The following is a 24472-nucleotide window of genomic DNA, read 5'->3' on the forward strand; positions in this document are numbered from 1 at the left end:
ATGTTTCGATTAACCAATAAGTTAGCGGTATCGAACTTAATCAAAAACCGCAAACTCTACTATCCCTTTGCTTTAGCAGTTCTCTTAGCTGTGACCATCACTTATCTCTTTTACTCATTGACACTTAACCCTAATATTGGCAAGATTCGAGGGGGAGAAACTATCTCCATGACGTTAGGTTTTGGTATGGTGATTGTCACTATAGCCTCTGCCATCATCGTCTTTTATGCCAATAGTTTCGTCATGAAAAACCGTTCCAAGGAACTAGGGATTTATGGCATGCTAGGATTAGAAAAACGCCATTTGATCAGCATGGTCTTTAAGGAGCTTCTTATTTTTGGCTCCCTAACCTTGACAGCTGGACTTGGCCTAGGAGCTCTCTTTGATAAGCTCATCTTTGCTCTGCTTCTGAAGCTAATGAATATGAAGGTGGAGCTCGTAGCAACCTTCCAACCAAGCGTCTTTATCCTAGTTACCCTTATTTTTGGGGCTATTTTCCTAGGTTTGGTTTTTATCAATGCCTTTCGTATTGCACGCATGAATGCCCTTCAGCTCTCTCGTGAGAAGGCTAGTGGTGAGAAAAAAGGACGTTTCTTAAGTCTTCAAACTATTCTAGGTTTGATTAGTATGGGAACAGGCTACTATCTAGCAGTAACAGTTGAAAATCCACTTAATGCTGTTGTGATTTTCTTTGTAGCAGTCTTGTTGGTAATCTTTGGGACATATCTCTTGTTTAATGCAGGGATTACTGTATTCCTACAAATCTTAAAGAAAAACAAGCGTTACTATTACCAACCTAACAACATGATTTCCTTATCCAATCTTATCTTCCGTATGAAGAAAAATGCGGTTGGTTTGGCTACGATTGCCATCCTTTCAACCATGGTCTTGGTAACCATGTCAGCAGCAACCAGTATCTTCTCAGCTTCTGAAACGTTCAAGAAATTCATGAATCCACATGATTTTGGAATTACAGGACGAAATGTTGAAATAGAAGATTTAGATAAACTTTTGAGTCAATATGCTAGCGATAAGGGATTAACTGTCACCAAAAAAGAAGTCTTTCGTCATAGCAATTTTGGCATCGAGAGCCAAGATGGAACCAAGCTCCGTATCTTTACAAAGGGAAATAACTTCGTCCAACCGAAAACCATTTTCATGGTCTTTGACCAAAAAGACTATGAAAACATGACTGGTCAAAAACTCTCCCTTTCAGGAAATGAAGTCGGCTTGTTTACCAAGAATAAGGTACTTGAAGGACAGAAAGAACTTACTCTAAATGATCAGAACTACACAGTTAAAGAAGAAATTAAAAATGATTTTATTCTGGAACATGTGCCAAATCAGTATAACATTCTGACATCTGACTACAATTATCTTGTTGTGCCTAATTTGCAGGCCTTTATTGATCAATATCCTGATTCCTCTCTCTTTGATCAACTTTATGGTGGTATGAATGTAACTGCAAGTGAGGAAGAACAGCTCAAACTCGCTGACGACTTTACAGAATATCTTCGTAACTTCAATAGAGACTTAAACAAAGAGGGAAGCTATGTATACGGAAGCAATCTGGCTGATATCAGTGCGGAAATAAGTGCTCTTTATGGAGGTGTCTTCTTTATCGGTATCTTCCTCTCTATCATCTTTATGGTGGGAACAGTCCTGGTTATTTACTACAAACAAATCTCTGAGGGCTATGAAGACCGTGAACGTTTCATCATTTTGCAAAAGGTCGGACTTGATCAAAAGCAAATCAAGCAAACGATTAACAAACAGGTTCTAACTGTTTTCTTCCTTCCATTGCTCTTTGCCTTCCTACACCTTGCTTTTGCCTATCATATGCTTAGCCTCATCCTAAAAGTTATTGGCGTGCTGGATGCGACCATGATGTTGACCGTTACATTGTCCATCTGTGCTATCTTCCTCATCGTCTATGTTTTGATCTTTATGATTACCTCAAGAAGTTATCGCAAGATTGTGCAAATGTAAAAAAGATACCTCGATGCTGGTCGAGGTATTTCTTTTAGCTTAGATACTAAAGAGTTGTCCCAAGAGGAAGGTTACGCCCATGGTGAGAAGTCCGATACAGAGGTTACGGATCATAGCAGTTTTCGTAGGTGCCTTGCCTAGTTTAGCACTGGTATAGCCAGTGACGAGAAGGGAAAGGGCAACGATAAAAACAGTAGCAGGAATGCGATAATCACTTGGAAAGACAGTGATCGAAAGCATGGGAGGAAGACTTCCCAGTACAAAGGCGATAAAGCTAGAGATGGCAGCATGCCAAGGATTGGTAAATTCTTCGTACTCGATACCGTATTTTTCCTCAACCAAGGCTTTGAGGGGATTTTTTAAAAAGGCCTTGTTGGTCAAGAGTTGGGCGGACGTTTCACACTCACCGTTTTGAAGATAAGCAGCATAGAGGGATTGTTTTGCAGATTCCATGTCTTTATCCAAGAGTAATTGCTCTCTCTCAACAGCGGCTTCTTCCGTATCTTTCTGAGTGGATACAGAGACATATTCGCCACCTGCCATAGAAAAAGCACCAGCGAGGATAGCAGCCAATCCTGATAAAAAGATAATCCAGATATTGCTTGTCGCACTGGCAACCCCAATAACGACTCCAGCGATGGAAATAATTCCATCATTGGCACCCAGAACACCTGCGCGTAGGATATTGAGTCGTCCTGCAAAGTTAGCATCAATTTCATGTTTTATTTCTGTCATAGTCATCTCCTTTCTCTCCATTATAGAGAAAAGAATAGTGGAATACAAACTTTTTAAACTATCTGAAAAAAGTTCTACGATTCTAATTTTTAGGCCCTTTGAAGTTTCTCCGAAAAAGTAGTGCTATCCTACTGTACTGGACCTTTTTAAACTTATCTATGGTATAATAGAAGATAGATTTATCAATTGGAGAATGAAGGATTTTATGATTAAACTTGTAGCAACCGATATGGATGGAACCTTTCTAGATGGAGAGGGTCGGTTTGATATGGAACGCCTTAAAAATTTACTTGTTTCCTACAAGGAAAAGGGGACTTATTTTGCAGTGGCTTCAGGTCGTGGTATTCTGTCCCTGAAAAAGTTGTTTGCGGATGTGCGAGATGAAGTGATTTTTATAGCTGAAAATGGTAGCTATGTTGAGTTTCATGGCGAGGATATGTACGAGGCTACTATGTCTCGGGATTTTTACTTGAGCACTTTTGAAGCTTTAAAGAAATCACCTTATTTTGATGAAAGAAAAATGCTACTGACGGGGAAAAAAGCTTGTTATGTTTTGGATACAGTGGATGAGACCTATCTCATGTTTAGTCGTCACTACAATGAAAACATTCAAAAAGTAGCGAGTTTGGAAGATATCACGGATGAGATTTTTAAATTCACTACTAACTTTACTGAAGAAACGATAGAAGCTGGGGAGGCCTGGGTCAACGAAAATGTTCCTGGTGTGAAAGCCATGACAACTGGTTTTGAATCCATTGATATTGTCTTGGACTACGTTGATAAGGGTGTGGCTATTGTTGAGCTAGCCAAAAAACTGGGGCTTAGCATGGATCAGGTTATGGCTTTTGGCGACAATCTCAATGACCTTCACATTATGCAGGTTGTGGGACACCCAATCGCTCCTGAAAATGCGCGACCAGAGATTTTAGAATTAGCAGAAGCAGTGATTGGCCACCATAAGGACCAATCAGTGATGACTTATATGGAGGGTTTGTAATGGCAGATATTAGATTGATTGCACTTGATTTGGATGGTACTTTACTGACAACGGATAAAAAGCTGACAGATCGTACCAAGGAAGTCCTCAAAGCTGCGCGTGACCGTGGTATCAAGGTCGTTCTGACAACGGGACGTCCTCTGAAAGCTATGGATTTTTTTCTCAAGGAGTTAGGAACTGATGGTCAGGAGGACGAGTACACCATCACCTTTAATGGTGGTCTGGTGCAGAAAAACACAGGAGAGATTCTCGATAAAACCGTCTTTTCAATCGACGATGTGGCACGATTGTATGAGGAAACTGAAAAACTCGGACTTCCGTTAGATGCTATTTCAGAAGGAACAGTCTATCAAATCCAGTCGGACCAAGAAAGTCTCTATGCGAAGTTCAACCCAGCCTTGACTTTCGTACCTGTCGATTTTGAAGATCTATCTAGTCGGATGACGTATAATAAATGTGTGACTGCCTTTGCCCAAGAACCTTTGGATGCAGCGATTCAACAGATTTCTCCTGAATTGTTTGACCAATATGAAATCTTCAAATCGCGTGAACTTTTATTGGAATGGTCACCGAAAAACGTCCACAAGGCAACAGGTTTAGCGAAATTAATTAAACACTTAGGAATCAATCAAAGTCAAGTGATGGCTTGTGGGGACGAGGCCAATGACCTTTCCATGATTGAATGGGCAGGTCTGGGAGTTGCTATGCAAAATGCTGTTCCAGCAGTTAAGGAAGTTGCCAATGTGATTACCCCAATGACCAACGACGAGGAAGCCGTTGCCTGGGCTATCGAAGAATACGTGCTAAAGGAGAACTAAAATATGGGATTATTTGACCGTCTATTCGGAAAAAAAGAAGAGCCGAAAATCGAAGATATTGTAAAAGAAGCTCTGGAAAATCTTGATTTGTCAGAAGAAGTTGAGGAAAACCAAACGGCAGTCGAAGAAACTTCTCAGGAAGTGACAGCAAGAGACAAAGTGGAAGAAACCCCTCAGATCTTGACAGAAGAAGTTATTGAACCAGAAGCAGTCGAAGAAATTGCTCAGGAAGATCTTGAGCTAGAAGCTGATGAATTGGAACAACTCCAAGAGCTGGAAGAAGTTTTAGAAGAAGAGAGCCAAGAAACTGAAGAAGAACTAGCGTCAGAAGTAGTAGAAGAAGAACTTCCTCAGGTTGAAGAAACCGTGCAGGAAAAATATGACCGCAGTCTAAAGAAAACCCGTACGGGATTCGGAGCTCGTTTGAATGCCTTCTTTGCCAACTTCCGTTCTGTCGATGAAGAATTCTTCGAGGAATTGGAAGAACTGCTCATCATGAGTGACGTCGGTGTTCAGGTCGCTTCAAACTTAACAGAAGAACTACGCTATGAAGCCAAACTCGAAAACGCTAAGAAGCCTGACGCACTTCGTCGTGTCATTATCGAGAAATTGGTTGAACTCTATGAGAAGGATGGCAACTACGATGAACAAATCCATTTCCAAGATGGTTTGACAGTCATGCTCTTTGTCGGAGTCAATGGTGTTGGGAAAACAACTTCTATCGGGAAATTAGCTCATCGCTACAAACAAGCTGGCAAGAAAGTCATGTTGGTTGCGGCAGATACCTTCCGTGCGGGTGCTGTGGCCCAGCTAGCAGAATGGGGCCGTCGTGTGGATGTTCCTGTTGTGACGGGACCTGAAAAGGCTGATCCAGCAAGCGTGGTCTTTGATGGGATGCAACGTGCTGTAGCTGAAGGGATTGATATCCTTATGATTGATACAGCAGGGCGTCTGCAAAACAAGGACAACCTTATGGCCGAGTTGGAAAAGATTGGTCGCATTATCAAACGTGTCGTTCCAGAGGCGCCACATGAAACCTTCTTAGCACTCGATGCTTCAACTGGACAGAACGCTCTGGTACAAGCTAAGGAATTTTCGAAGATAACACCATTGACTGGAATTGTTTTGACAAAAATTGACGGAACTGCCCGAGGTGGTGTTGTTCTGGCTATCCGCGAAGAACTCAATATCCCAGTAAAATTGATTGGTTTCGGTGAAAAAATCGATGATATCGGGGAATTTAACTCAGAAAACTTTATGAAGGGTCTCTTAGAAGGCTTGATTTAATACAAAATAAATATCCTGCAAGTCATCTTGCAGGATATTTTTGCTATTCTAAACGGCCCTCTTCACGATAGGCGATATCTGGTTGCCAGGTCCATTTAGCTCCATACTTTTCAAGTAAGTCAAAGCTAGCTTGTGGCCCCATGCTCCCAGATTTATAATCGTAGAGTGGAGCTCCGTTTTCAGCCCAGAGCTTTTCGATACGGTCAATCAATTTCCACGAAGCACTTACCTCATCCCAGTGGCTAAAGTTGGTAGAGTTGTTATTCAAGACATCGTAGATTAATTTCTCGTAAGGATCTGGTGAGGCCCCAGTAGCAGTAGCATCTGTACGGTAATCCAAAGAGCTTGGTGCTAGGTTAAATTCTTCACCGACTTGCTTCCCATTGAGGCTGAGAGAGAAGCCTTCTGTTGGTTGAATATAAATAGTTAAGATATTTGGCGCTAATGGTTCTCCAAAGATAGAGTCCATTTGCTTAAAGACAATATTGACATGAGTCCCTTTTTCAGTCAGGCGTTTCCCTGTACGGAAGAAGAAGGGAACACCACGGAAACGATCGCTGTCTACAAAGAAGGCACCAGACGCAAAGGTTTCTGTTGTAGATTCAGGATCGACATTTGGCTCGCTTCGATAGGAAATGTATTTCATACCATCGATTTTACCAGAGCGATATTGACCACGGATAAACTGTTCTTTCAGTTCTTCCTCAGTTGGATGATAGAGGTTTTTAAAGACTTTTATCTTTTCAGCACGAATCTCATCCTTTGTAAAGCTAGCTGGTTTGTCCATGGCTAGAAGAGAGAGGAGTTGGAGTGTATGGTTTTGCACCATATCACGAAGGGCACCAGATTGATCATAGTAGCCACCACGTTCTTCTACACCCAAGCGCTCTGCAAAGGTAATCTGAACATTATCGATGTGTTCGCGATTCCAAACATTCTCAAAAATCATGTTGGCAAAACGAACAGCAAAGATACTCTGAATCATCTCTTTACCTAGGTAATGGTCGATACGGTAGATTTGCTCCTCATCAAAGGCCGCAAGGAGATCTTCATTGAGTTTGCTAGCTGTTTCGTAGTCTGTACCAAATGGTTTCTCAACGATCAAGCGCTCAAAACCTTTACCATCGACAATGTTTTCAGATTTGAGGTGCTTGGCAATGGTTCCAAAGAACTGAGGTGCCATGGACAAGAAGAAGAGTTTATTGTGTTCAGCTTGGTATTTTTCATTGAGCTCAGCTTGTAATTGACGCAAAGCAATGTAATGTTCCGTATCATTCACATCATGGCTTTGATAGTAGAAGTGGCTAGCAAATTCTTGAGCTTGCTCGGTACTATCTGCCAAATCAAGGATGGACTCGACAACTACAGATTCAAAATATTCCTTACTCCAAGGTCTACGAGCTGTTCCGATAACAGCAAAATGCTCAGAGAGATTGCCTGATTTATAGAGTCTGAAAAGGGAAGGGTAGAGTTTGCGTTTAGCTAAATCTCCACTCGCACCGAAAATTGTAACAATAACCTTTGATGACATCTAGCTACCTAATTTCTATATTTTTTCCTAGTTGGACTAGGGATGAGATTTCCTCATTATCATAGTTTTTATTTTATCATAATTTTCAAAAAAAACAAAAAATCCAATACGCAATTAAAAAACTGTAAGGAGAACCTTACAGTTTTGTTTTATACATTTAAGACCTTGTCCAAGAACTCTTTTAGACGAGGGTGTTGCGGGTTATCGAAGATTTGATCTGGAGTTCCATCTTCCAGGAATTCACCATCAGCCGTAAAGATAACACGGTTAGCCACCTGACGAGCAAATCCCATCTCATGGGTTACGATAATCATGGTCATGCCTTGTTCCGCCAATTCCTTCATAACATTCAGTACATCTCCAACCATTTCAGGGTCAAGAGCGGAAGTTGGCTCATCAAAGAGCATGATATCAGGGTTCATAGCAAGTCCACGTGCGATGGCTACACGCTGTTTCTGACCACCTGAAAGGCTATCTGGATTGGCATTCGCTTTGTCTGCAAGGCCAACCTTTTCAAGCAACTCCATCCCCAATTTTTCAGCTTCTTCTTTGGTCATCCGTTTGTGTTCAATAGGAGCAAAAGTGATATTTTCTAGGACGGACATGTGAGGGAAGAGGTTGAAATGTTGGAAGACCATTCCCACGTTTTCACGAACATGGTCGACATTGGTTGATTTTTCAGTCAAATCATAACCATTTACTGTGATGTGGCCACTCGTTACCTCCTCGAGAAGGTTAAGGCTACGGAGGAAGGTCGATTTACCAGAACCAGAAGGTCCGATGATACAGACAACATCTCCTTCGTAGAATTTAGTTGTAATACCTTTTAAAACTTCGTTTTTTCCATAATACTTATGCAAATCATTTACATCAATTTTTAGTTTTGCCATTAACGAATCCTCTTTTCTAAGCGTTTCGCTAGTCTAGTCAAAAGCGTGATAATTACAAGATAGAAGATAGCAAGGATTGCATACATCTTGAAACTTTGGTAGTTACGGGCGATGATAATCTTACCAGTTTGGAAAAGTTCCACCAGACCGATAGCAGATACGATGGTTGTATCTTTAAGAGCGATAACGAATTGGTTGACAAAGTTTGGCAACATCAATTTAGTCGCTTGTGGCAAGATTATCTTACGCATGGTTTTTCCATAAGAGATACCAAGACTGCGACTGGCTTCCATTTGCCCAACTGGAACGGCCTGAATACCACCACGAACGATTTCAGCGATATAAGCCGCTGCATTGAGTGAGAGGGCAATAGTACCAGCTACGAAGTCGTTAATTGGACTTTGTTGGCCTGTAATGGACTCGATGAAGTTTGGAATTCCCCAGAAGATAAAGGCTGCAAGAATCATCAATGGAATACCGCGGATAACGTCAACGAAAATCTCAGAGATCAGACGAAGAGATTTGTATGGACTAACGCTAAACATACCAAAGATAATCCCGATGACAATGGCAATTGCAAATGAGATAAGAGCTAGAGCAAGAGTGATTCCAAGTCCGCTAAGGAGTTGTTTGTAGTTATTTTGAAGCAAGCCCCAGATAGTTGTTTCGTCAACCGTACTTGTTGAGTCAGTTGAAGTTTCGCTAGCTAGATACTTGTCAAGAATTTTTTGGAATTCTCCGTTAGCTTTGAGGTTCGCAAGTCCGTTATTGAACATCTGGATCAATTCTGGATTTGTACCTTTTTTAACCGCAAAGGCTGTTTCACCGATTGGAGTTCCAGCGATTGGCGTTTTCAATTTTTGACCTTGGCTGATAGAATATTTGAGAACTGGCTCATCATCCATCACGGCATCGATAGAGCCAGTATTCAGACTGTCATACATAGAAGCGCCATCTGCAAAGGTTTTAATCTTATAGCCGTATTTGCTTTGATTTTCAGTAAGGAACGTTTGAGAAGCAGTTCCGTTTTTAACACCGACAGTTTTATCCTTGAGGTCTTCATAAGAAGTAATTGTGCTTGATTCTTTCACACCGAGAATCGTATTTGCTGTGTAGTATGATTCTGAGAAGTCAAAGGTTTCCTTACGAGCATCTGTTACAGACATACCAGCAATGATACCATCTGCTTGTCCAGCTTGAACAGCACTAATGGCTGCGTCAAATCCTGGATTGGTAATCTCAATTTCAAAACCTTGATCTTTGGCAATGGCCTTGATAAGGTCCATATCAATACCGGTGTATTGATTGCTTGAATTTTGAAAGACGAATGGGGCAAAAGATGAGTCGCTGGCAATAATGTACTTGCTTTTCACAGGAGTAGCTTTTTGTCCAGCAGCAGTAGTTGTCGTTGGGGTTGCCGTAGTTGTAGAAGCTGTCCATTTTTGGATGATTTGCTCCAAGCTACCATCCTTCTTCATTTGTGCTAGGGCTTCATTAAACTCGGTAACCAAGTGTTCATACTTGCTCCCTTTCTTGACACCAAAAGCAAAGCTTCCAACAGCCTCACCATCCATATTGATGCTGAGATCTTGTCCTTGATTAATCGCATACTCAATAACAGGTTTATCATCCATGATGGCATTTACAGCACCAGCACTTAGACTGTTATTCATCAAATCACTTGTATCAAAGGTTTTAATAGAGAAACCGTATTTATCTTTGATACTTTCGAGGAAACGTTGAGCAGCAGTTCCGTTCTTAACTCCAACTGTTTTCCCGCTAAGTTCCTCATATTTGGTGATTTTATTTGCCTTTGTGGTGGCAATGACAACTTTTGTATCATAATAGGTATCAGACATGGTAAAGACATTTTCACGTTCTTTTGTTTTTGTCATACCTGCCATAATAGCATCTGCTTGACCTGACTGCACTGCATTTACAGCTGCATCAAAGCCAGGATAAGACATTTGGATGTTCCATCCTTTGATTTCTGCGACTTTATTGATAATATCAACATCAATCCCTTTATAGGTTTGATCTGAATCTTTAAACTCAAAAGGTGCGTAAGCTGTATCAGACACAATCTTAACAGTATCAGCTTTTGCCATACCTAGTGAGAAAATGGGAAATAAAATGAGCAAACATGCTAGTATTTTTTTCTTCATTTTTAGTCTCCTTTTCCGAATATTTTCCCATTATATCAGAAAATGAATGAAAAGGCAAATTTTATGGATTTTATGTAAGGAAATCTAACATGAATTACTCGCTCTTATCAACTTAGAGAAGAGTCTGAAAAGTAAATTTATGGTAAAATAGAAGGATAGAATAATGCAGATGAGGCAATCATGATTAATAGAATTACAGATAATAAATTTAAACTAGTATCAAAATACCAACCTTCAGGAGATCAACCACAAGCAATTGAGCAGTTGGTTGACAATATAGAGGGTGGAGAAAAGGCCCAAATTTTGATGGGGGCGACGGGTACAGGGAAGACCTATACCATGAGTCAGGTCATTTCCAAAGTCAATAAACCTACTCTGGTCATTGCCCATAACAAAACCCTAGCTGGTCAGCTCTATGGGGAGTTTAAGGAATTTTTCCCTGAAAATGCTGTTGAGTATTTCGTGTCTTACTATGATTATTACCAACCTGAGGCCTATGTCCCTTCAAGCGATACCTATATAGAGAAGGATAGCTCGGTCAATGATGAGATTGACAAGCTCCGCCACTCTGCGACATCAGCCCTTCTGGAGCGAAATGATGTCATTGTCGTGGCTTCAGTCTCTTGTATCTATGGTTTGGGTTCGCCCAAGGAATATTCTGATAGCGTCGTTAGTCTTCGTCCAGGTCTTGAGATTTCTCGTGATAAACTTTTGAATGACTTGGTTGATATCCAATTTGAACGCAATGATATTGATTTCCAACGGGGAAGATTTCGCGTTCGCGGGGATGTGGTGGAGATTTTCCCAGCTTCTCGTGATGAACACGCTTTTCGAGTAGAGTTTTTCGGGGATGAGATTGACCGTATCCGTGAAGTTGAGGCTTTGACAGGTCAGGTATTGGGAGAAGTCGATCATTTGGCGATTTTCCCTGCCACTCACTTTGTGACCAATGACGACCATATGGAAGTTGCCATTGCCAAGATTCAGGCGGAGTTGGAGGAGCAGTTAGCTGTCTTTGAAAAGGAAGGCAAACTGCTAGAAGCTCAGCGTTTGAAACAGCGAACAGAGTATGATATTGAGATGTTACGTGAGATGGGCTATACCAACGGTGTTGAAAACTACTCACGCCACATGGATGGTCGTAGCGAAGGAGAGCCTCCTTATACGCTTCTTGACTTCTTCCCAGATGATTTCTTGATTATGATTGACGAAAGTCACATGACCATGGGGCAGATCAAGGGCATGTATAATGGAGACCGTTCGCGTAAGGAAATGCTGGTTAATTATGGTTTCCGTTTGCCGTCTGCCTTGGACAATCGCCCTCTCCGTCGTGAGGAGTTTGAAAGTCATGTGCATCAGATTGTTTACGTTTCAGCGACACCTGGTGACTATGAAAACGAACAGACCGAGACAGTGATTGAGCAAATCATTCGTCCGACGGGGCTTCTAGACCCAGAAGTGGAAGTTCGTCCAACTATGGGACAGATTGATGACCTCCTAGGCGAAATCAATGCCCGTGTTGAAAAGAATGAACGGACCTTTATCACCACTTTGACTAAGAAAATGGCAGAAGACTTGACCGACTACTTCAAAGAAATGGGCATCAAGGTCAAGTACATGCACTCGGATATTAAGACCTTGGAACGAACGGAGATTATCCGTGACCTACGTTTGGGTGTCTTTGATGTCTTGGTCGGAATTAACCTTCTTCGTGAAGGGATTGACGTTCCTGAAGTGAGTTTGGTTGCCATTCTAGATGCTGATAAGGAAGGTTTTCTACGTAACGAACGTGGCTTAATCCAGACCATTGGACGTGCTGCTCGTAACAGCGAAGGGCATGTGATTATGTATGCGGACACGATGACTCAATCTATGCAACGTGCCATTGATGAGACGGCCCGTCGTCGCAAAATCCAGATGGCTTATAATGAAGAACATGGTATTGTACCTCAGACAATCAAGAAAGAAATCCGTGACCTGATTGCTGTAACTAAGGCAGTTGCCAAGGAAGAGGATAAGGAAGTCGATATCAATAGCCTTAACAAACAAGAACGCAAAGAACTCGTCAAGAAACTGGAGAAACAAATGCAAGAAGCCGTCGAAGTGCTTGACTTTGAACTAGCAGCACAGATACGTGATATGATGTTGGAAGTCAAGGCGTTGGGATAGGTTGTTAGTAGGAGATAAAATGGAAGAGTTAAATTATTTTACAGGTAAATTTAGTAAATCTGAATTAGAAGATCATTTTGATTCCTTGGATGAAGAAAAACTGAAATCCAAACTTGAAAATTTTATAAATCAATATTTAAAATTATCTGAAGAAGAACAATTGAAATATGTTGAACCTGTTCTTTATATTTTTAGAGATTTTGAAGAGAAGATTGATAAAATTATCCAAAAAAAGATTTTAGAGTCCATAAATAAAATACTATCAAATAATTCACAAGTATATAGTTGGAGTGTACGCTTTAGTTATTTAGATTCTCTTTATTATTATTTATTTGAAACTGAAAGATATGAAGAATATTCTAAACTGTTTGAAAATGATAGTTATTTCTTTAAAATCCTTGATTTAATATTAGAAGAAAATATAGAGGATGGAGAATACTCTATTTCGGACTTACTTTCGGTTTTTCTTCAACTATTTAGACAAAAAAGTTTACCAGAAGAAAGAAGAAACTACTTTAAGAGGGAATTAGAATCATTCATCAAGTTTTTATTCGAAAATAGTATTTTTGAAGATAGTATTTTTGAAGATAGTATTTTTTGGTATTTTAGATTAGATAAGCTTGTTTTAATTTTTCAATTTGAGCATTTAAAGATAATAAATAACTATTTCATGGAGAATCCTCAAGCTGAATATGTTGATGACTACCTAGATTTTGTGTCAAGATACTTTGATGTTGTAATTACAAATTCGATTGATGTTGTTCGAAAGATAGCAGAAGAAAATGATTCGGATATCATCCGAAATCAAGCTATTAAGATAATTGAGAAATATGATAACGATTATTTAAATGAGAAAAGTAACCCAGAATCTATCTCAGCATTTGATGCTGAACAACTTTTAGAACAAGCGGACAAGATTATATACTATATTCGTTCTAAATTGACTGTTGATGCAAATGAGTTGAAAGAAATAGGTTCCTTTGGACATTATACTAAGATTGATACTCTAACAAATTTTCTCATAAAAGCTGACTTGAAAAATGAAAATAATTCTGAAACTCAACCTCCATTTTTACGACTTACTAATCTAAAACAGTTAAACGACCCGATGGAAGGAAGAGTAATATATGATTATTTGGGTATAGATAATACGTTTTTCAAACAATATCAAACTTCCAATGTTTTTATATCTTCTCTAACCACGGTATCTGATAGTTTACCAATGTGGAAGGAATATGCAGATTCATCTCAGGGAGCATTTCTTGAATATGAACTGTCTTATCTTGAAGATATAGTTGCTCATAAATCGATAGAGTTTGTTAAAGTTCATTATTTAGATTTAATGTCAGAGAATAAAGATGAAACAGATGTTGGTAAATCTCTTGATGATTTAAAACAGCTATTTGAAAAATTGCAAGACCTGGAAGCTGAAAAAGAATTGATAAGTTTTGCTGAGAAATTGAAGAAGATTTCTTACCTTTTCAAAGTTAAAGACTATGAGTATGAAATGGAGTATCGTATTTTAATTAATTTAGATGATACAGCTATACAAAATATTATTAAAAGAGATGCTAATGATTCATCAAATGATAAGTACTTTAAGAAAGAAGAAATTGGGTTAGAAATTTTTGATAAAGTTAACTATAATGATTTTAGGAAGTATATCGTATTAAACCCAAAAGATAATGGCAGATATGATTTATTTGTATACATTAATCTGGCTCCTTTGAAATACTCAAAAGTTATTCTAGGGCCAAAGGTTACGGATGCAGATTATATTGCTCCTTATCTCAAACTTGCTAATCCTGATATAGAGATAGAAAGTTCGAAAATTCCTTATCGTTAAGTTGAGAATAACTTAAAGCAGAAGGTATTTTAGAGAATTTAGTGAGATTAAAATAGATATTGCAGACTAAATTGGAAAATTTTAAATCTTAAAATTTAACTTTGAACCTATACCACCTTTACGTTTTAGAATATATTTTAAATAGAGGGAAGTTATTATGAAATTGAAAGAGAAGAATTATAAGAAGTCATCAGGGTTAGATTTAGTACGTTTTTGGTTACAAGGGCATCGATTTGCCAAATTTATGCTTGATATTGTCTTTTATATCATCTTGTTCCTAGTTATAGAATTTACAACATCACAAAATAAAAGCATTCCAGCTGATTTTCGATACAGAGAACTCTTATTTCCCTTGCAATTAAATCTTTTTATCTTGGGAAACAGGCTCTATGCTCTCTTTTTGTCAGTGAAAACGGAAAAAGAAAGGACTCTTAAAAGATTTTGTGAACCCTTTATTTATATCAATGTCCTTAGCTTTATTTTTCAACTGATTGGCGTCAGAAAAAGAGGAAGAGTTGTTCTCTCACCTTTGTTTTCACTGGAGTCTTCCTATATCTGGTTCCCTATTGTCGTCTACCTTCTAGTCTTGATGTTAACGTTGGCAATCTTCTTTCTCTCTAAAGCTTCAAAAAAAGGAGTAGATGAAAATGAAGATGAGTAGACAAATGAAGTACAAGACAAAAGAAAAGTCTTCTTGGACTAAGATGATTTATCTTTGGATGGAAAGGCACCGAAGGATTGGTCAACTCCTGGATACGAGTGTGTTATTCGGATCTTTGTTTGTATCATTTCTTGCTGCCACTTTCATTGGTTCTCCTTTCCCAAACTTAAACTATCTTTCTCCCTTAAGCTTTAATCTTTTCCTTCTGCTCTTATCAACCTATTTCCTTGTCTTTCGTTTTAGTAGTGATAAACTTCAGAAATGGCGTTACTTTTCATGGGGATTTATTGGGTTCAATGGTCTTCTTTTTCCCTTTCATCTCTTGGTGGGTCTGAATTGGCTAGGACGTCGTAAGTCAACGAATTTCCCTCCTATAATTTCTATGGATCCAGCCTATGTCTGGGCTCCTATTGTAAGTTATCTCTTTTTCTTTTTCTTGGGGCTGGGCATTCTGCTTTTGATTATACAGATAGAAAAGAGAAGAAGGAGGCGTAAATGGAACGAAAGATTAAGAAACAAAAGAAGGTCAAACAACAGGACAGAAAAATGAGAAAAATCCAGAAAAAGTATTCTTTGGTAGCTCACGTCCAATTGTGGATGGAAAGACATTCAAAGATTGCTTCTTTTATGGATGGTGGTATAATATTATTTTCTATTTTTGCTATCATGTATGTGTTGTTCGGGACGTCACTTATCCCGAAACCATATCAAGAACTGTCCTATGTCTTGCCAATTATTATGAATTTTGTCTTTTTGGTGCACACGCTCTATCAAGATATTTTTAGAGTTGGTTTTAGCAATATGACTTCAGTACAAGGATTTTTAAAAGCTTTTCTATACATAAATGGACCTATTTTTCTCCTCCACTTACTTGTTGGGGTGAAAGGGAGAAATGTTAAAAAAATTCCTTCCTTATTATCTGTTGATTATCGCTACATCTGGCTTCCAATTGCTACCTATCTAATCTTTTTCATCATTCCAGCGATATTGATGGTGATTTTGAAATATAATGACAAAAAGAGGAAAAATTATGACAAAAGAAAACCTAACTAAGTTAATTTCGTTTAAGACACTTTATTTGGCTTTGCTGACCTTTGTGGTTCTTCATTTGGTGTTGCTGGTTTTTGGACTATCTTTTACGCCGATTTTGTGGAATAGTTGGTTTTTCATTCTTTGTTTAACCTTCCTAATCCATCCCTGGAGAATCTTTTATAGAACAAGAGATTTTCAATGGTATCACCTCATTTTTCAATTATTTAGTGGATTAGTGGCACTTTATCTTTGGTTTGCAGCATTCTTTGTTTTATCAGTCATCTCGGATCCAGCCGTCCCTATCAATATAGACTATCGCATAGAAGATAAGGAAATCATCATTGCTAGAGGCTTTTTGGCCCGTACTACTTATGACCATCATGAATTGATTAATCCCTTTATCATGAAGTCCGAAGTAAAATATCGAGATGAATAATAACAAATAGAAAGTGAGTGAATCCATGTCACGTTCCCAAAAAACAATCCTAACAAACATCTGCCTTGTCGAAGATAAGGCGCGAGGTAAAGTCCTAATGCAATATCGCTCTCCCGAAAACAATCGCTGGTCTGGCTATGCCTTTCCAGGAGGACATGTTGAGAATGGTGAGGCCTTTGCTGAGTCTGTCATTCGTGAGATTTATGAAGAAACAGGTCTAACCATTCAGAATCCCCAACTGGTCGGCATTAAAAACTGGCCCTTAGATACAGGTGGACGCTACATCGTTGTTTGCTATAAAGCGACAGAGTTTACTGGAAATCTCCAATCTTCAGATGAAGGAGAAGTATCTTGGGTGCAAAAAGACCAGATTCCAAATTTGGATCTGGCCTATGATATGTTGCCTTTGATGGAAATGATGGAAGCACCTGACAAGTCTGAGTTCTTCTATCGCCACCGTACAGAGGACGGCTGGGAGAAAGAAATTTTTTAGTTCAATGATTACTGGAACGGTGTTAACCTTTAATGATTGGTACCTAAATATAGGATAAGTATGTCTGTGTATGTCAACTGAATACTTCAAAATTTCCTATTCTTCTTTTCTATATCTTTAGCAATCTCCACCTTCAATTTTGAAATCGGAGATTGTTTTATTTTATGGTATAATCTTAAGATATGAAAGGAAGTAATAGAAAATGGATGATAAGGTAATTGAACAATATACCAAACAAGATAATCTTGACATTAGAGTAAAACTACATAAGAAATATTCAAAAAATAAATTAGGGTTTAATAATTGGATATTTTCCAACTACCAAATCACTGATGAAGTAAAGGTCCTAGAATTGGGATGTGGTACAGGAGAACTATGGAAAAGTAACAGTGGTTCTATAGATAAAATGAAGCAGTTGGTTATTACAGATTTTTCTAAAGATATGGTGAAAACAACGAAGTCAGTGATTGGAAATAGAGACAATGTAGACTATGAAATAATGGATATTCAAAAGATTTCTTTTGAGAATGAAACATTTGATATTGTTATTGCTAATATGCTTCTACATCATGTAAATGATATTCATAAAGCGCTCTCTGAGGTGAATAGAGTCTTAAAAACAGGCGGAATTTTTTACTGTGTTACATTTGGTGAAAATGGAGTTGTAGATTATTTGGCAGGCTTATTTAAAGATGAGGTTAATCAAGATTTGGAAAATAAAACATTTACTTTACAAAATGGAAAAAGCCAACTGAGTATGTATTTTGACTCTGTCGAAACATTACTCTATGATGATGAGTTACAGGTAACTTGTATAGATGACTTAGTTAGATACATCCAATCCTTTAAAGGGATTTCAGAAATAGGTTCGCTAGAAGAAAAAGTCATTCGTAAAAGATTGGAAGTACATTTTCATAAGGGTAAGTTAATTATTCCTAAAGAATATGGTATGTTTATTGCTCGAAAGTAAAATTAAGGGAACGAAATTGTGAAAAATTAAGGAGAAGCTTTTTAATATAAAATCAAGTGGATAGTCTTTAGAGCATGATACAGCCTCTTCTATATAAAAAGGTCTCAACTTTTTGGATTTGAAGAAGTATCTTGGGTGCAAAAAGGCCAGATTCCAAATTTGGAACTGGCCTATGATATGTTGCCTTTGATGGAAATGATGGAAGCACCTGACAAGTCTGAGTTCTTCTATCGCCACCGTACAGAGGACGGCTGGGAGAAAGAAATTTTCTAGTCTTTTACCAAATAACCCAACTGATCCAAGGCCTCCTCGATATAGTGGAGGTCTTGTTGTGTCTCGGCTTCAACAAGGTGGTAATGGATGCCGTCTGTCAATTCAGAAAGGGGTCTAAAGTCTGAATTCTCGACTTGTTCGAGAAAATGCTGGACATCTCGGCGACAAGTGAGTTTGAGTAGGGTTTCAATTTCTCCATAAACGGGATGATCGATTAAGATATTTTGAACGCGTCCGCCATTGTCTACAATAGCTAGTAGTTCCTGACCGATTTCTTCCAGTTCATGTTTCACTTTAAAGAGTTTGTGCACGTAGGGGCTGGCATCATTTTCTTTGTAGATATAGCCACGATTGGTGGATAGGATAGGAGCTCCATCTGCTCGGAGAATAGCGATGTCCTGTACAATGACCTGACGCGTAACATGAAAGTGTTCAGCCAAGGTTTGACCATTGAGAGCTTTTGGCGCTTCTTTTAATAGTTTGAGAAGAGCTTGTTTGCGATCCTTTGTCATAGTTTTTCCTTTTAGCGACGTTTTCGAAGCACTTTATAGACAGCTAGTGCTAATGTATAGTCTACCATACTATGGACGATTGTGCCAAAACCAACTAGGACAAAGAGAACATAAAACATATTTTCAACATTTGTCCCTGAAGTAGCATAGAAGATGATACAAGCTATTACTTCAGCGATAGCATGAACAACACCCAAAACAAAGTTAAAAATCCAAGATGCCTTTGGTTTATCCAAGGTTTCAGGGAATTTTTTTAAGTACAAAGCCCCCAAAGTACCAAAAACAATGTGAGAGAAGGCACGGAGTACAATAACAGGCGGATAGCCTGCCATCAGAAAACCAAGACTAGAAGCAATAATCACAAAAGCAGCCATCAAAGGCGAAAGAAACATGGCGATAAAGATGGGGATATGACTTCCCAAGGTGTAAGAAGCCGGTGGGATAACGATTTTAAAAGGCATAATGATTGGAATCAAAATCGCTATTGCAGTGAGTAGGGCAGTCATAGTCATAAACTGCGTTTTTTTCCGTATATTCATAAGAACCTCCATTTATCTGTATATACACAAGTATAGTACAATAAATCACCAATCAAGTCAAGAAGCATTATTGATTTTTCAGGAAAATTTGGTTAAAATGTGGTAAAGAATAATAGGAACTGAGGAGAAATTGTGATGATACTTTTTGTTTACCTAATCGTGGTAATCGTGATGATGTCAAAACAGAAAAGTGAAGGGAAAGTAGTCTCAGGTTGGACTCGTTTCATAGTTTATAGTTTATTGGTCCTGTCGCTACTCTCTCTATTAGCAAGCAGTCTGGCTGTTTCACTCTTTAGCCTTCCTTTATTAGGTTTTCTTTTGATGGCAGCAATACTAGAAATTGCTTATTTCGTTAGATTGGTAATTGCATTTGGTTTGGTTTTACTATCTCTAACCCTATACTTGGATAGCCAAAAAAGTCAGCAACCTACACCTCTTTCGTATCAGCTCCTGCGCTTTGGCTTTCACATTCTATTGATGTTTCTCATGTTTTAAATGCTAAACTCCACCTTCAGGACGAAAGTGGAGTTGATTTTTTATTTCTTCAAGGTTTCGATACGTGGGACAATTGCTACTGTTAGAACGGCAGAAATGACAAGCTCGGCAATTGAGTTTGTAGAAATAACGGTTGCTAAGAGTTTTTGGATATTGCCGTCGAAGACATTTCCAAAAAGGAAGAAGATTCCCCCAAGGACAAAGACGGTGTTGGTAAGGGAACCGAGAGCACCAGCAAAGATGAGACCCGTTCTATTTTTTAATAATTTATAAACCAAGTAAGGTGTCAGCCCAATCAAAACGCGAGGGACAATAGCGATAACCGCAGAGTAAATGTTTCCGTTCGGTACGAATGGTGAGAAGAGGTAGCTGGTTGGAAGGATGGTAATGGTGTTTACCGTTAAGCTCAATAGTCCCATAAGAAAACCAAGTGTAACTCCAACTCGAGGGCCATAGATGATACTAGCAATAATGACTGGAATATGAACGATAGTAGGTTTAATCGGGAATGGGAAAAGGTTAAATAGGAGAGAACTCAAAAAGTGGATAACGAGCATAACTGCAAAAAAGATAGCAATGGGTGCAATGTTAGAGCGTTTGTTCATTGAGGGTTTCCTTTATTCTTTCTAAAATAGTATTCAGGTCAGCTAGGGCGCCTTTGCCGTGATCGCCACAGGCTAGTAGAGATTCTTTTGGAGAGATGATTTGATAACCAAAAGTCTCTAATGTTCTTAGATTAGTCTGAGTTGCCGGATGGTCATACATTTTTGTATTCATGGCTGGTGCGACTAACTTTTTGACATGTTCTGGCAGGGCAAGTGCTGTACTTGTCACCATGTTGTCCGCAAATCCATGGGCTAACTTTGCGATGGTATTAGCAGTAGCTGGGGCTACAATAAAAAGGTCAGTTCTTTTGCCTAGTTCGATATGATTGACTTGATCAGGAGCTGGTTCCTTCATGACATAAAGGTGGACAGGATTTTGAGAGAGGACCTGTAGTGTCAACGGTTGGATAAACTCTCTCGCCGCCTCAGTCATTAAGACAGTGACATGATGGCCTTGTTTTTTCAAGGAACTGACTAGGTCAGCTGCTTTATAGGAGGCAATGGAACCTGTCACTGCGATGAGAATATTTGCCATGGCTTTCCTTTCTAAGAATCGTATGTATGAATTTTTTCAAGGAGGAGGTTCGCAATTTCCTCTTTAGTTTGAACGGTTTGAAGACGATCATTCTCAACAAAGATTGCCCGATGCTGATATGCTGAGATTTGAGTAAGATCATTTGCTATGATTAAGTCTGCTTGGTTCTTGATAAGACTCTTTCGTGCAATCTCAATGAGATAATCTTCAGAGACATCAACCAGCAGTTTAAAGCCAATCAGATGAATGGCAGGATTCCATTCCTTGACTAGAGAGATGATTTTTGGAGTCTTTTTAAGGAACAAAACCTGAACTTCATCAGTTGAAGAAATCTTAGCTTGATGATTCTGCTTGTTTAAGAATTCTTCTAGATTGGAGCTAGCCTGAACTTCCTCAAGTCCTGTCATATAAACAGGAGTGTAGTCAGATACAGCCATAGAATGAATCAAGACTTGATAATTTTGAACACATTCTTGCATCTCAACTAGAAGGTCGTTGGTATTATCAATTTCTCGAATGCTTAGGTTGGGATGAGCTTCTGGCTTCAAAGCTCGTTTTGTCGTTATCAAACAAACTTCATGCCCCGCAGCAAGCAAGGTTTCTGTGATGATTTTCCCCAAGCGTCCTGTAGAATGGTTAGTAATAGAGCGGACACTATCAATTGCTTCACTTGTGCCGCCTGACGTAACTAAAATTTTCATAGGACTATTGTACACAAAAATGATATGCAAGTCAAAGAAAGCATTTAAAAGAAAAATATATTATTATTGACATTTATAGTAATAAATAAGATAATGAATCTAAGTAAATTAATAGGGGTATTATTATGGATTTTTTTAAATTTGCAGACAACATTGCAAAGGAAGCTGGTAAAGTACTGAATGATGTCGGTTCTGCTACTAGCGAAGCTTTAAATGAAGCGAGTAAATTTACTGGAGAAGTTATTACTGAATCTGTAAAAACTATAGGTGAAGTATCAAGCCAAGTTGGTAATGTTGTCTCAGATGTCTCAGTGAAAGCTGTTGGAGTTGCCGGAGATGTAGCACATCAGATAACAAATGTGACTTCTGAAACATTTAACGAAGCTGGGAAAATAGCGAATAATACAAAAGAACAAATTGAATCGGTAGACCTTTTTAATTCTAAACTAAGACAAGAAGCTGTTGATGGATATAATGAAGCTATTAGTTGTTATAATGAGGAAGCGGATAGCTTGGCTAATAAATCAATAGAGCTTTATCAAGTTAGGGACAAAGCTATCAAAGTTGTAAAAATTGTTGAAGAAAGAATTAACAAACTAGCAAATAAACCAAAAGAGTTTGAAACAAAATTAGAAGCAATTGATGTTGAAATTCAGAATTTTGAAGATAAGCAAATTGCTATTTCACAGTCAATTAAGGAAGCTGAATTAGCAAGTGGTAGCACAGCGGCTACGGCTTCACTTAGCGCATTAGGAGTAACAGTTGCAACTTTAGGGCCTACTGCCGCTATGGGTGTTGCAACTACATTTGGTGTTGCATCAACAGGTACTGCAATTTCAAGTTTGACAGGTGCTGCAGCAAATAGCGCCACTCTGGCTTGGTTAGGTGGTGGAAGTGTAGCAGCTGGTGGCGGTGGAGTGGCAGCCGGTAACGCATTTTTGGCATTGGCTGGTCCTGTCGGTTGGGGAATTGCAGGCGCTATGTTGACCGCTTCTGTTGGGGCGGGTGTAGTAGCTAATAGGAAAAATGAAGAAGTTGCAAAAGAGGCTATAGAGGAACAGAAAAAGGTAGAATTGTTGGCTAGACAACTTAAAGAAAAAGTAATAGAAGTTACGGAATTAATAGAACTAACTGAAAAACAAACAGAAGGAATTTATTTAGCCAATTTATCTTTAACTGGAATGGACTATAGCTTATTTACTGATGAAGAAAAATATCAAGCAGGTGCTTTAGTGAATTCAACTCTATCATTGACTGCTATGGTAAATAAGGAAATTAGAATAAATGAGTAACCAGATTTTTAATCAAGCTTTTAACCAAGGTATTGGTGCATATGTCAATTGTTTAAATAACTTGAGAATTCAAGATTTACATAATGCTATGAAAATCATAGAGGATGAAGCACGCAGAGTCATCTTAAACAAGGACAATGCCTCAAAGATTTTAAACTATACGAGAGACAATATTGAAGACGTTATTTTAAAGAAGCGTGGAGGAGATTATGGTGGTCATGGCTTTATCGCTGAATTTGCAGAAGCAGGGATTGTAAATGCGAGGAGAGCCATTGAAGGGTTAAATCCTATTGTCGAAGTATTGAATGATAATGGACCAGCCGATTTATTAATTGGTAGAAATACCATTCAAATGAAGTTTTATGGTAATTTACGTGATGAACTAGCTCAATCGTTTCATTACAGTTCAAAAATGAAAATGATGTTTCCAAAAGATCACGTTCAAGTATTTGAAAAAATAATGGCTGGAGCAAAAGAAGTTGAATTGAATGGCAAGAGATTATCCATTAAACAAATTACGGATATACGCCAAATGATTAATGATATCACTGAAAGCAAGGGACTTACTTCATACAAATATTGGATGAAATCCTCTGCTCTAGATTACAAAGACGCTCAAAAAAATTCAATTCATTCTCTTATAGATTCTGAAGAGAAGAATATTCGTAAAACAGTCAGACTAAAACAACAAGAATTAAATAAAAAAAGATTAGTGACCCAAAAACATGCATTACCAAATTTAAAAGAAGCTAACAAGGTTGCAAGAAACGCAGCTTTTTTACAAGGTGGTTTAGCATTAATGTCGACTGTGTATGGAAAATACATAGAAGGAAAAAGTATCTTTGAATTCGAACAATCCGATTGGTTAGATTGTGGATTGAATTCATTAAAAGGAGTTGCAAGTGGAGCAATATCAGGATATTCAATTTACGGATTAACAAATATTTTGGGTATTAGTGCTCCAAATGCCAGTGCTTTAGTAATGGCTACTTATGGGATGATAGATGTTGTTTTGAGATTCAGATCTTCCGAAATAACTCAAGATGAACTTATGAATCTGTTGACATTAAATGTAATAGATGCTTCCTTTGCTACAATTGGTGCTTGTATTGGTCAGATCATGATTCCAATACCTGTTCTTGGTTCTGTAGTTGGTTCAATATCTACTTCAATAATTTGGGAGATAGGTAAGGGAATATTAAATGAAAGAGAACAAAGGATAATTCAAGATTACAGAGAAAATCTGAATAGTTACATAAAAACTTTAGATGAAAATTATCTTGTCATTTACAACGAAATTATAGAAAAGTATAAAAAATTGGGCGAAATACAAGCATATTCGTTTGATTTGTCAATAAATACTAAACTTAGGTTTGAGTACTCTATTGAGATGGCAGAAAGTTTAGAAATTGAAGATAATAAAATTCTCCATGATTTGTCTGAAATTGATAGTTATTTTCTTTCCTAGATTCCTAGATTATTTTCAAATTCTTTATAGTCT

The 24472-nt window shown here is 38.3% G+C and carries 23 protein-coding genes and 1 pseudogene; 15 read left to right on the plus strand and 9 right to left on the minus strand.

All coding sequences use genetic code 11. The features are described from left to right. The gene (locus tag MK385_RS02125) at nucleotides 1-1989 is read left to right on the plus strand and encodes an ABC transporter permease (protein WP_061420891.1); all 1989 of its coding nucleotides are present in this window, start codon (nucleotides 1-3) and stop codon (nucleotides 1987-1989) included. A 39-nt stretch (nucleotides 1990-2028) separates the two neighbouring features. Here the strand turns inward: MK385_RS02125 and MK385_RS02130 are convergent, their stop codons facing one another. Continuing rightward, on the minus strand, nucleotides 2029-2724 hold the full coding sequence (locus MK385_RS02130; protein WP_268725163.1) for a VIT1/CCC1 transporter family protein: 696 nt from the start codon (nucleotides 2722-2724) through the stop codon (nucleotides 2029-2031). 205 nt (nucleotides 2725-2929) lie between these two features. Between MK385_RS02130 and MK385_RS02135 the strand changes: the two genes are divergently transcribed. From MK385_RS02135 to ftsY, 3 genes are read left to right on the plus strand one after another with little or no spacing between them, the layout of a single operon-like run. Further along, nucleotides 2930-3721: a Cof-type HAD-IIB family hydrolase gene (locus MK385_RS02135; protein ID WP_268725164.1), complete on the plus strand. Its 792-nt coding sequence runs from the start codon at nucleotides 2930-2932 to the stop codon at nucleotides 3719-3721. Continuing rightward, complete coding sequence (locus MK385_RS02140) at nucleotides 3721-4539, plus strand: Cof-type HAD-IIB family hydrolase (protein WP_268725165.1); 819 nt, start codon at nucleotides 3721-3723, stop codon at nucleotides 4537-4539. The genes MK385_RS02135 and MK385_RS02140 overlap by 1 nt, the downstream gene beginning before the upstream one ends. Nucleotides 4540-4542: 3 nt before the next feature. Further along, entirely contained in the window at nucleotides 4543-5826 is a 1284-nt protein-coding gene (ftsY, locus tag MK385_RS02145; RefSeq protein WP_268725166.1) for a signal recognition particle-docking protein FtsY, read from the plus strand. A gap of 43 nt (nucleotides 5827-5869) precedes the next feature. Here the strand turns inward: ftsY and zwf are convergent, their stop codons facing one another. The 3 genes from zwf to MK385_RS02160 all read right to left on the minus strand — a co-directional run bounded on the left by zwf (nucleotide 5870) and on the right by MK385_RS02160 (nucleotide 10412). Beyond that, complete coding sequence (gene zwf, locus MK385_RS02150) at nucleotides 5870-7357, minus strand: glucose-6-phosphate dehydrogenase (RefSeq protein ID WP_000096114.1); 1488 nt, start codon at nucleotides 7355-7357, stop codon at nucleotides 5870-5872. Between the two features lie 149 nt (nucleotides 7358-7506). Then, complete coding sequence (locus MK385_RS02155; RefSeq protein WP_001096337.1) at nucleotides 7507-8247, minus strand: amino acid ABC transporter ATP-binding protein; 741 nt, start codon at nucleotides 8245-8247, stop codon at nucleotides 7507-7509. Then, on the minus strand, nucleotides 8247-10412 hold the full coding sequence (locus MK385_RS02160; protein WP_268725167.1) for an ABC transporter substrate-binding protein/permease: 2166 nt from the start codon (nucleotides 10410-10412) through the stop codon (nucleotides 8247-8249). The genes MK385_RS02155 and MK385_RS02160 overlap by 1 nt, the downstream gene beginning before the upstream one ends. Before the next feature lie 180 nt (nucleotides 10413-10592). Here MK385_RS02160 and uvrB point away from each other — a divergent pair, with 180 nt between their 5' ends. The 8 genes and pseudogenes from uvrB to MK385_RS02200 all read left to right on the plus strand — a co-directional run. Then, the gene (gene uvrB / locus MK385_RS02165) at nucleotides 10593-12581 is read left to right on the plus strand and encodes an excinuclease ABC subunit UvrB (protein ID WP_061587000.1); all 1989 of its coding nucleotides are present in this window, start codon (nucleotides 10593-10595) and stop codon (nucleotides 12579-12581) included. A 19-nt stretch (nucleotides 12582-12600) separates the two neighbouring features. Next, nucleotides 12601-14427 (plus strand): DUF2971 domain-containing protein, encoded by a 1827-nt coding sequence (locus MK385_RS02170; protein ID WP_268725168.1) that lies wholly within the window; start codon nucleotides 12601-12603, stop codon nucleotides 14425-14427. A gap of 157 nt (nucleotides 14428-14584) precedes the next feature. Then, entirely contained in the window at nucleotides 14585-15088 is a 504-nt protein-coding gene (locus MK385_RS02175; RefSeq protein ID WP_247924152.1) for a hypothetical protein, read from the plus strand. A 495-nt stretch (nucleotides 15089-15583) separates the two neighbouring features. Next, entirely contained in the window at nucleotides 15584-16141 is a 558-nt protein-coding gene (locus MK385_RS02180; protein ID WP_247924151.1) for a hypothetical protein, read from the plus strand. Further along, nucleotides 16119-16556, plus strand: a complete 438-nt coding sequence (locus tag MK385_RS02185) for a hypothetical protein (protein WP_268725169.1) — start codon at nucleotides 16119-16121, stop codon at nucleotides 16554-16556. The genes MK385_RS02180 and MK385_RS02185 overlap by 23 nt, the downstream gene beginning before the upstream one ends. A gap of 25 nt (nucleotides 16557-16581) precedes the next feature. Continuing rightward, on the plus strand, nucleotides 16582-17049 hold the full coding sequence (locus MK385_RS02190) for an 8-oxo-dGTP diphosphatase (RefSeq protein WP_125414200.1): 468 nt from the start codon (nucleotides 16582-16584) through the stop codon (nucleotides 17047-17049). Nucleotides 17050-17251: 202 nt separating this feature from the next. Next, a complete protein-coding gene (locus MK385_RS02195; RefSeq protein WP_125844194.1) occupies nucleotides 17252-18019 on the plus strand; it encodes a class I SAM-dependent methyltransferase in 768 nt (255 codons plus the stop codon). Between the two features lie 123 nt (nucleotides 18020-18142). Next, nucleotides 18143-18292, plus strand: a pseudogene (locus MK385_RS02200) (8-oxo-dGTP diphosphatase); the annotation flags it as partial. On the opposite strand, the gene MK385_RS02205 reads toward MK385_RS02200, so the two are convergent. Together MK385_RS02205 and MK385_RS02210 are read right to left on the minus strand one after the other, a co-directional pair. Beyond that, nucleotides 18289-18804: a transcription repressor NadR gene (locus MK385_RS02205; protein WP_000159158.1), complete on the minus strand. Its 516-nt coding sequence runs from the start codon at nucleotides 18802-18804 to the stop codon at nucleotides 18289-18291. The pseudogene MK385_RS02200 and the gene MK385_RS02205 overlap by 4 nt on opposite strands. Nucleotides 18805-18815: 11 nt before the next feature. Further along, nucleotides 18816-19343 (minus strand): ECF transporter S component, encoded by a 528-nt coding sequence (locus MK385_RS02210; RefSeq protein ID WP_049490650.1) that lies wholly within the window; start codon nucleotides 19341-19343, stop codon nucleotides 18816-18818. Nucleotides 19344-19478: 135 nt separating this feature from the next. On the opposite strand from MK385_RS02210, the gene MK385_RS02215 reads away from it, so the two are divergent. After that, nucleotides 19479-19838, plus strand: coding sequence for a hypothetical protein (locus MK385_RS02215; protein WP_268725170.1), 360 nt, complete (start codon nucleotides 19479-19481; stop codon nucleotides 19836-19838). 41 nt (nucleotides 19839-19879) lie between these two features. Here the strand turns inward: MK385_RS02215 and MK385_RS02220 are convergent, their stop codons facing one another. From MK385_RS02220 to coaB, 3 genes are read right to left on the minus strand one after another with little or no spacing between them, the layout of a single operon-like run. Further along, complete coding sequence (locus MK385_RS02220) at nucleotides 19880-20443, minus strand: ECF transporter S component (protein ID WP_268725171.1); 564 nt, start codon at nucleotides 20441-20443, stop codon at nucleotides 19880-19882. Continuing rightward, nucleotides 20427-20978, minus strand: coding sequence for a phosphopantothenoylcysteine decarboxylase (coaC, locus tag MK385_RS02225; protein ID WP_268725172.1), 552 nt, complete (start codon nucleotides 20976-20978; stop codon nucleotides 20427-20429). The genes MK385_RS02220 and coaC overlap by 17 nt, the downstream gene beginning before the upstream one ends. A gap of 11 nt (nucleotides 20979-20989) precedes the next feature. Further along, entirely contained in the window at nucleotides 20990-21679 is a 690-nt protein-coding gene (gene coaB, locus MK385_RS02230; protein ID WP_268725173.1) for a phosphopantothenate--cysteine ligase, read from the minus strand. Nucleotides 21680-21804: 125 nt separating this feature from the next. Here coaB and MK385_RS02235 point away from each other — a divergent pair, with 125 nt between their 5' ends. After that, the gene (locus tag MK385_RS02235) at nucleotides 21805-22971 is read left to right on the plus strand and encodes a hypothetical protein (protein ID WP_268725174.1); all 1167 of its coding nucleotides are present in this window, start codon (nucleotides 21805-21807) and stop codon (nucleotides 22969-22971) included. Further along, a complete protein-coding gene (locus tag MK385_RS02240; RefSeq protein WP_084944553.1) occupies nucleotides 22964-24439 on the plus strand; it encodes a hypothetical protein in 1476 nt (491 codons plus the stop codon). The genes MK385_RS02235 and MK385_RS02240 overlap by 8 nt, the downstream gene beginning before the upstream one ends. The last annotated feature ends 33 nt before the right edge of the window (nucleotides 24440-24472 follow it).

The sequence above is a fragment of the Streptococcus oralis genome, assembly GCF_026782125.1.
GTDB lineage: Bacteria > Bacillota > Bacilli > Lactobacillales > Streptococcaceae > Streptococcus > Streptococcus oralis_CE.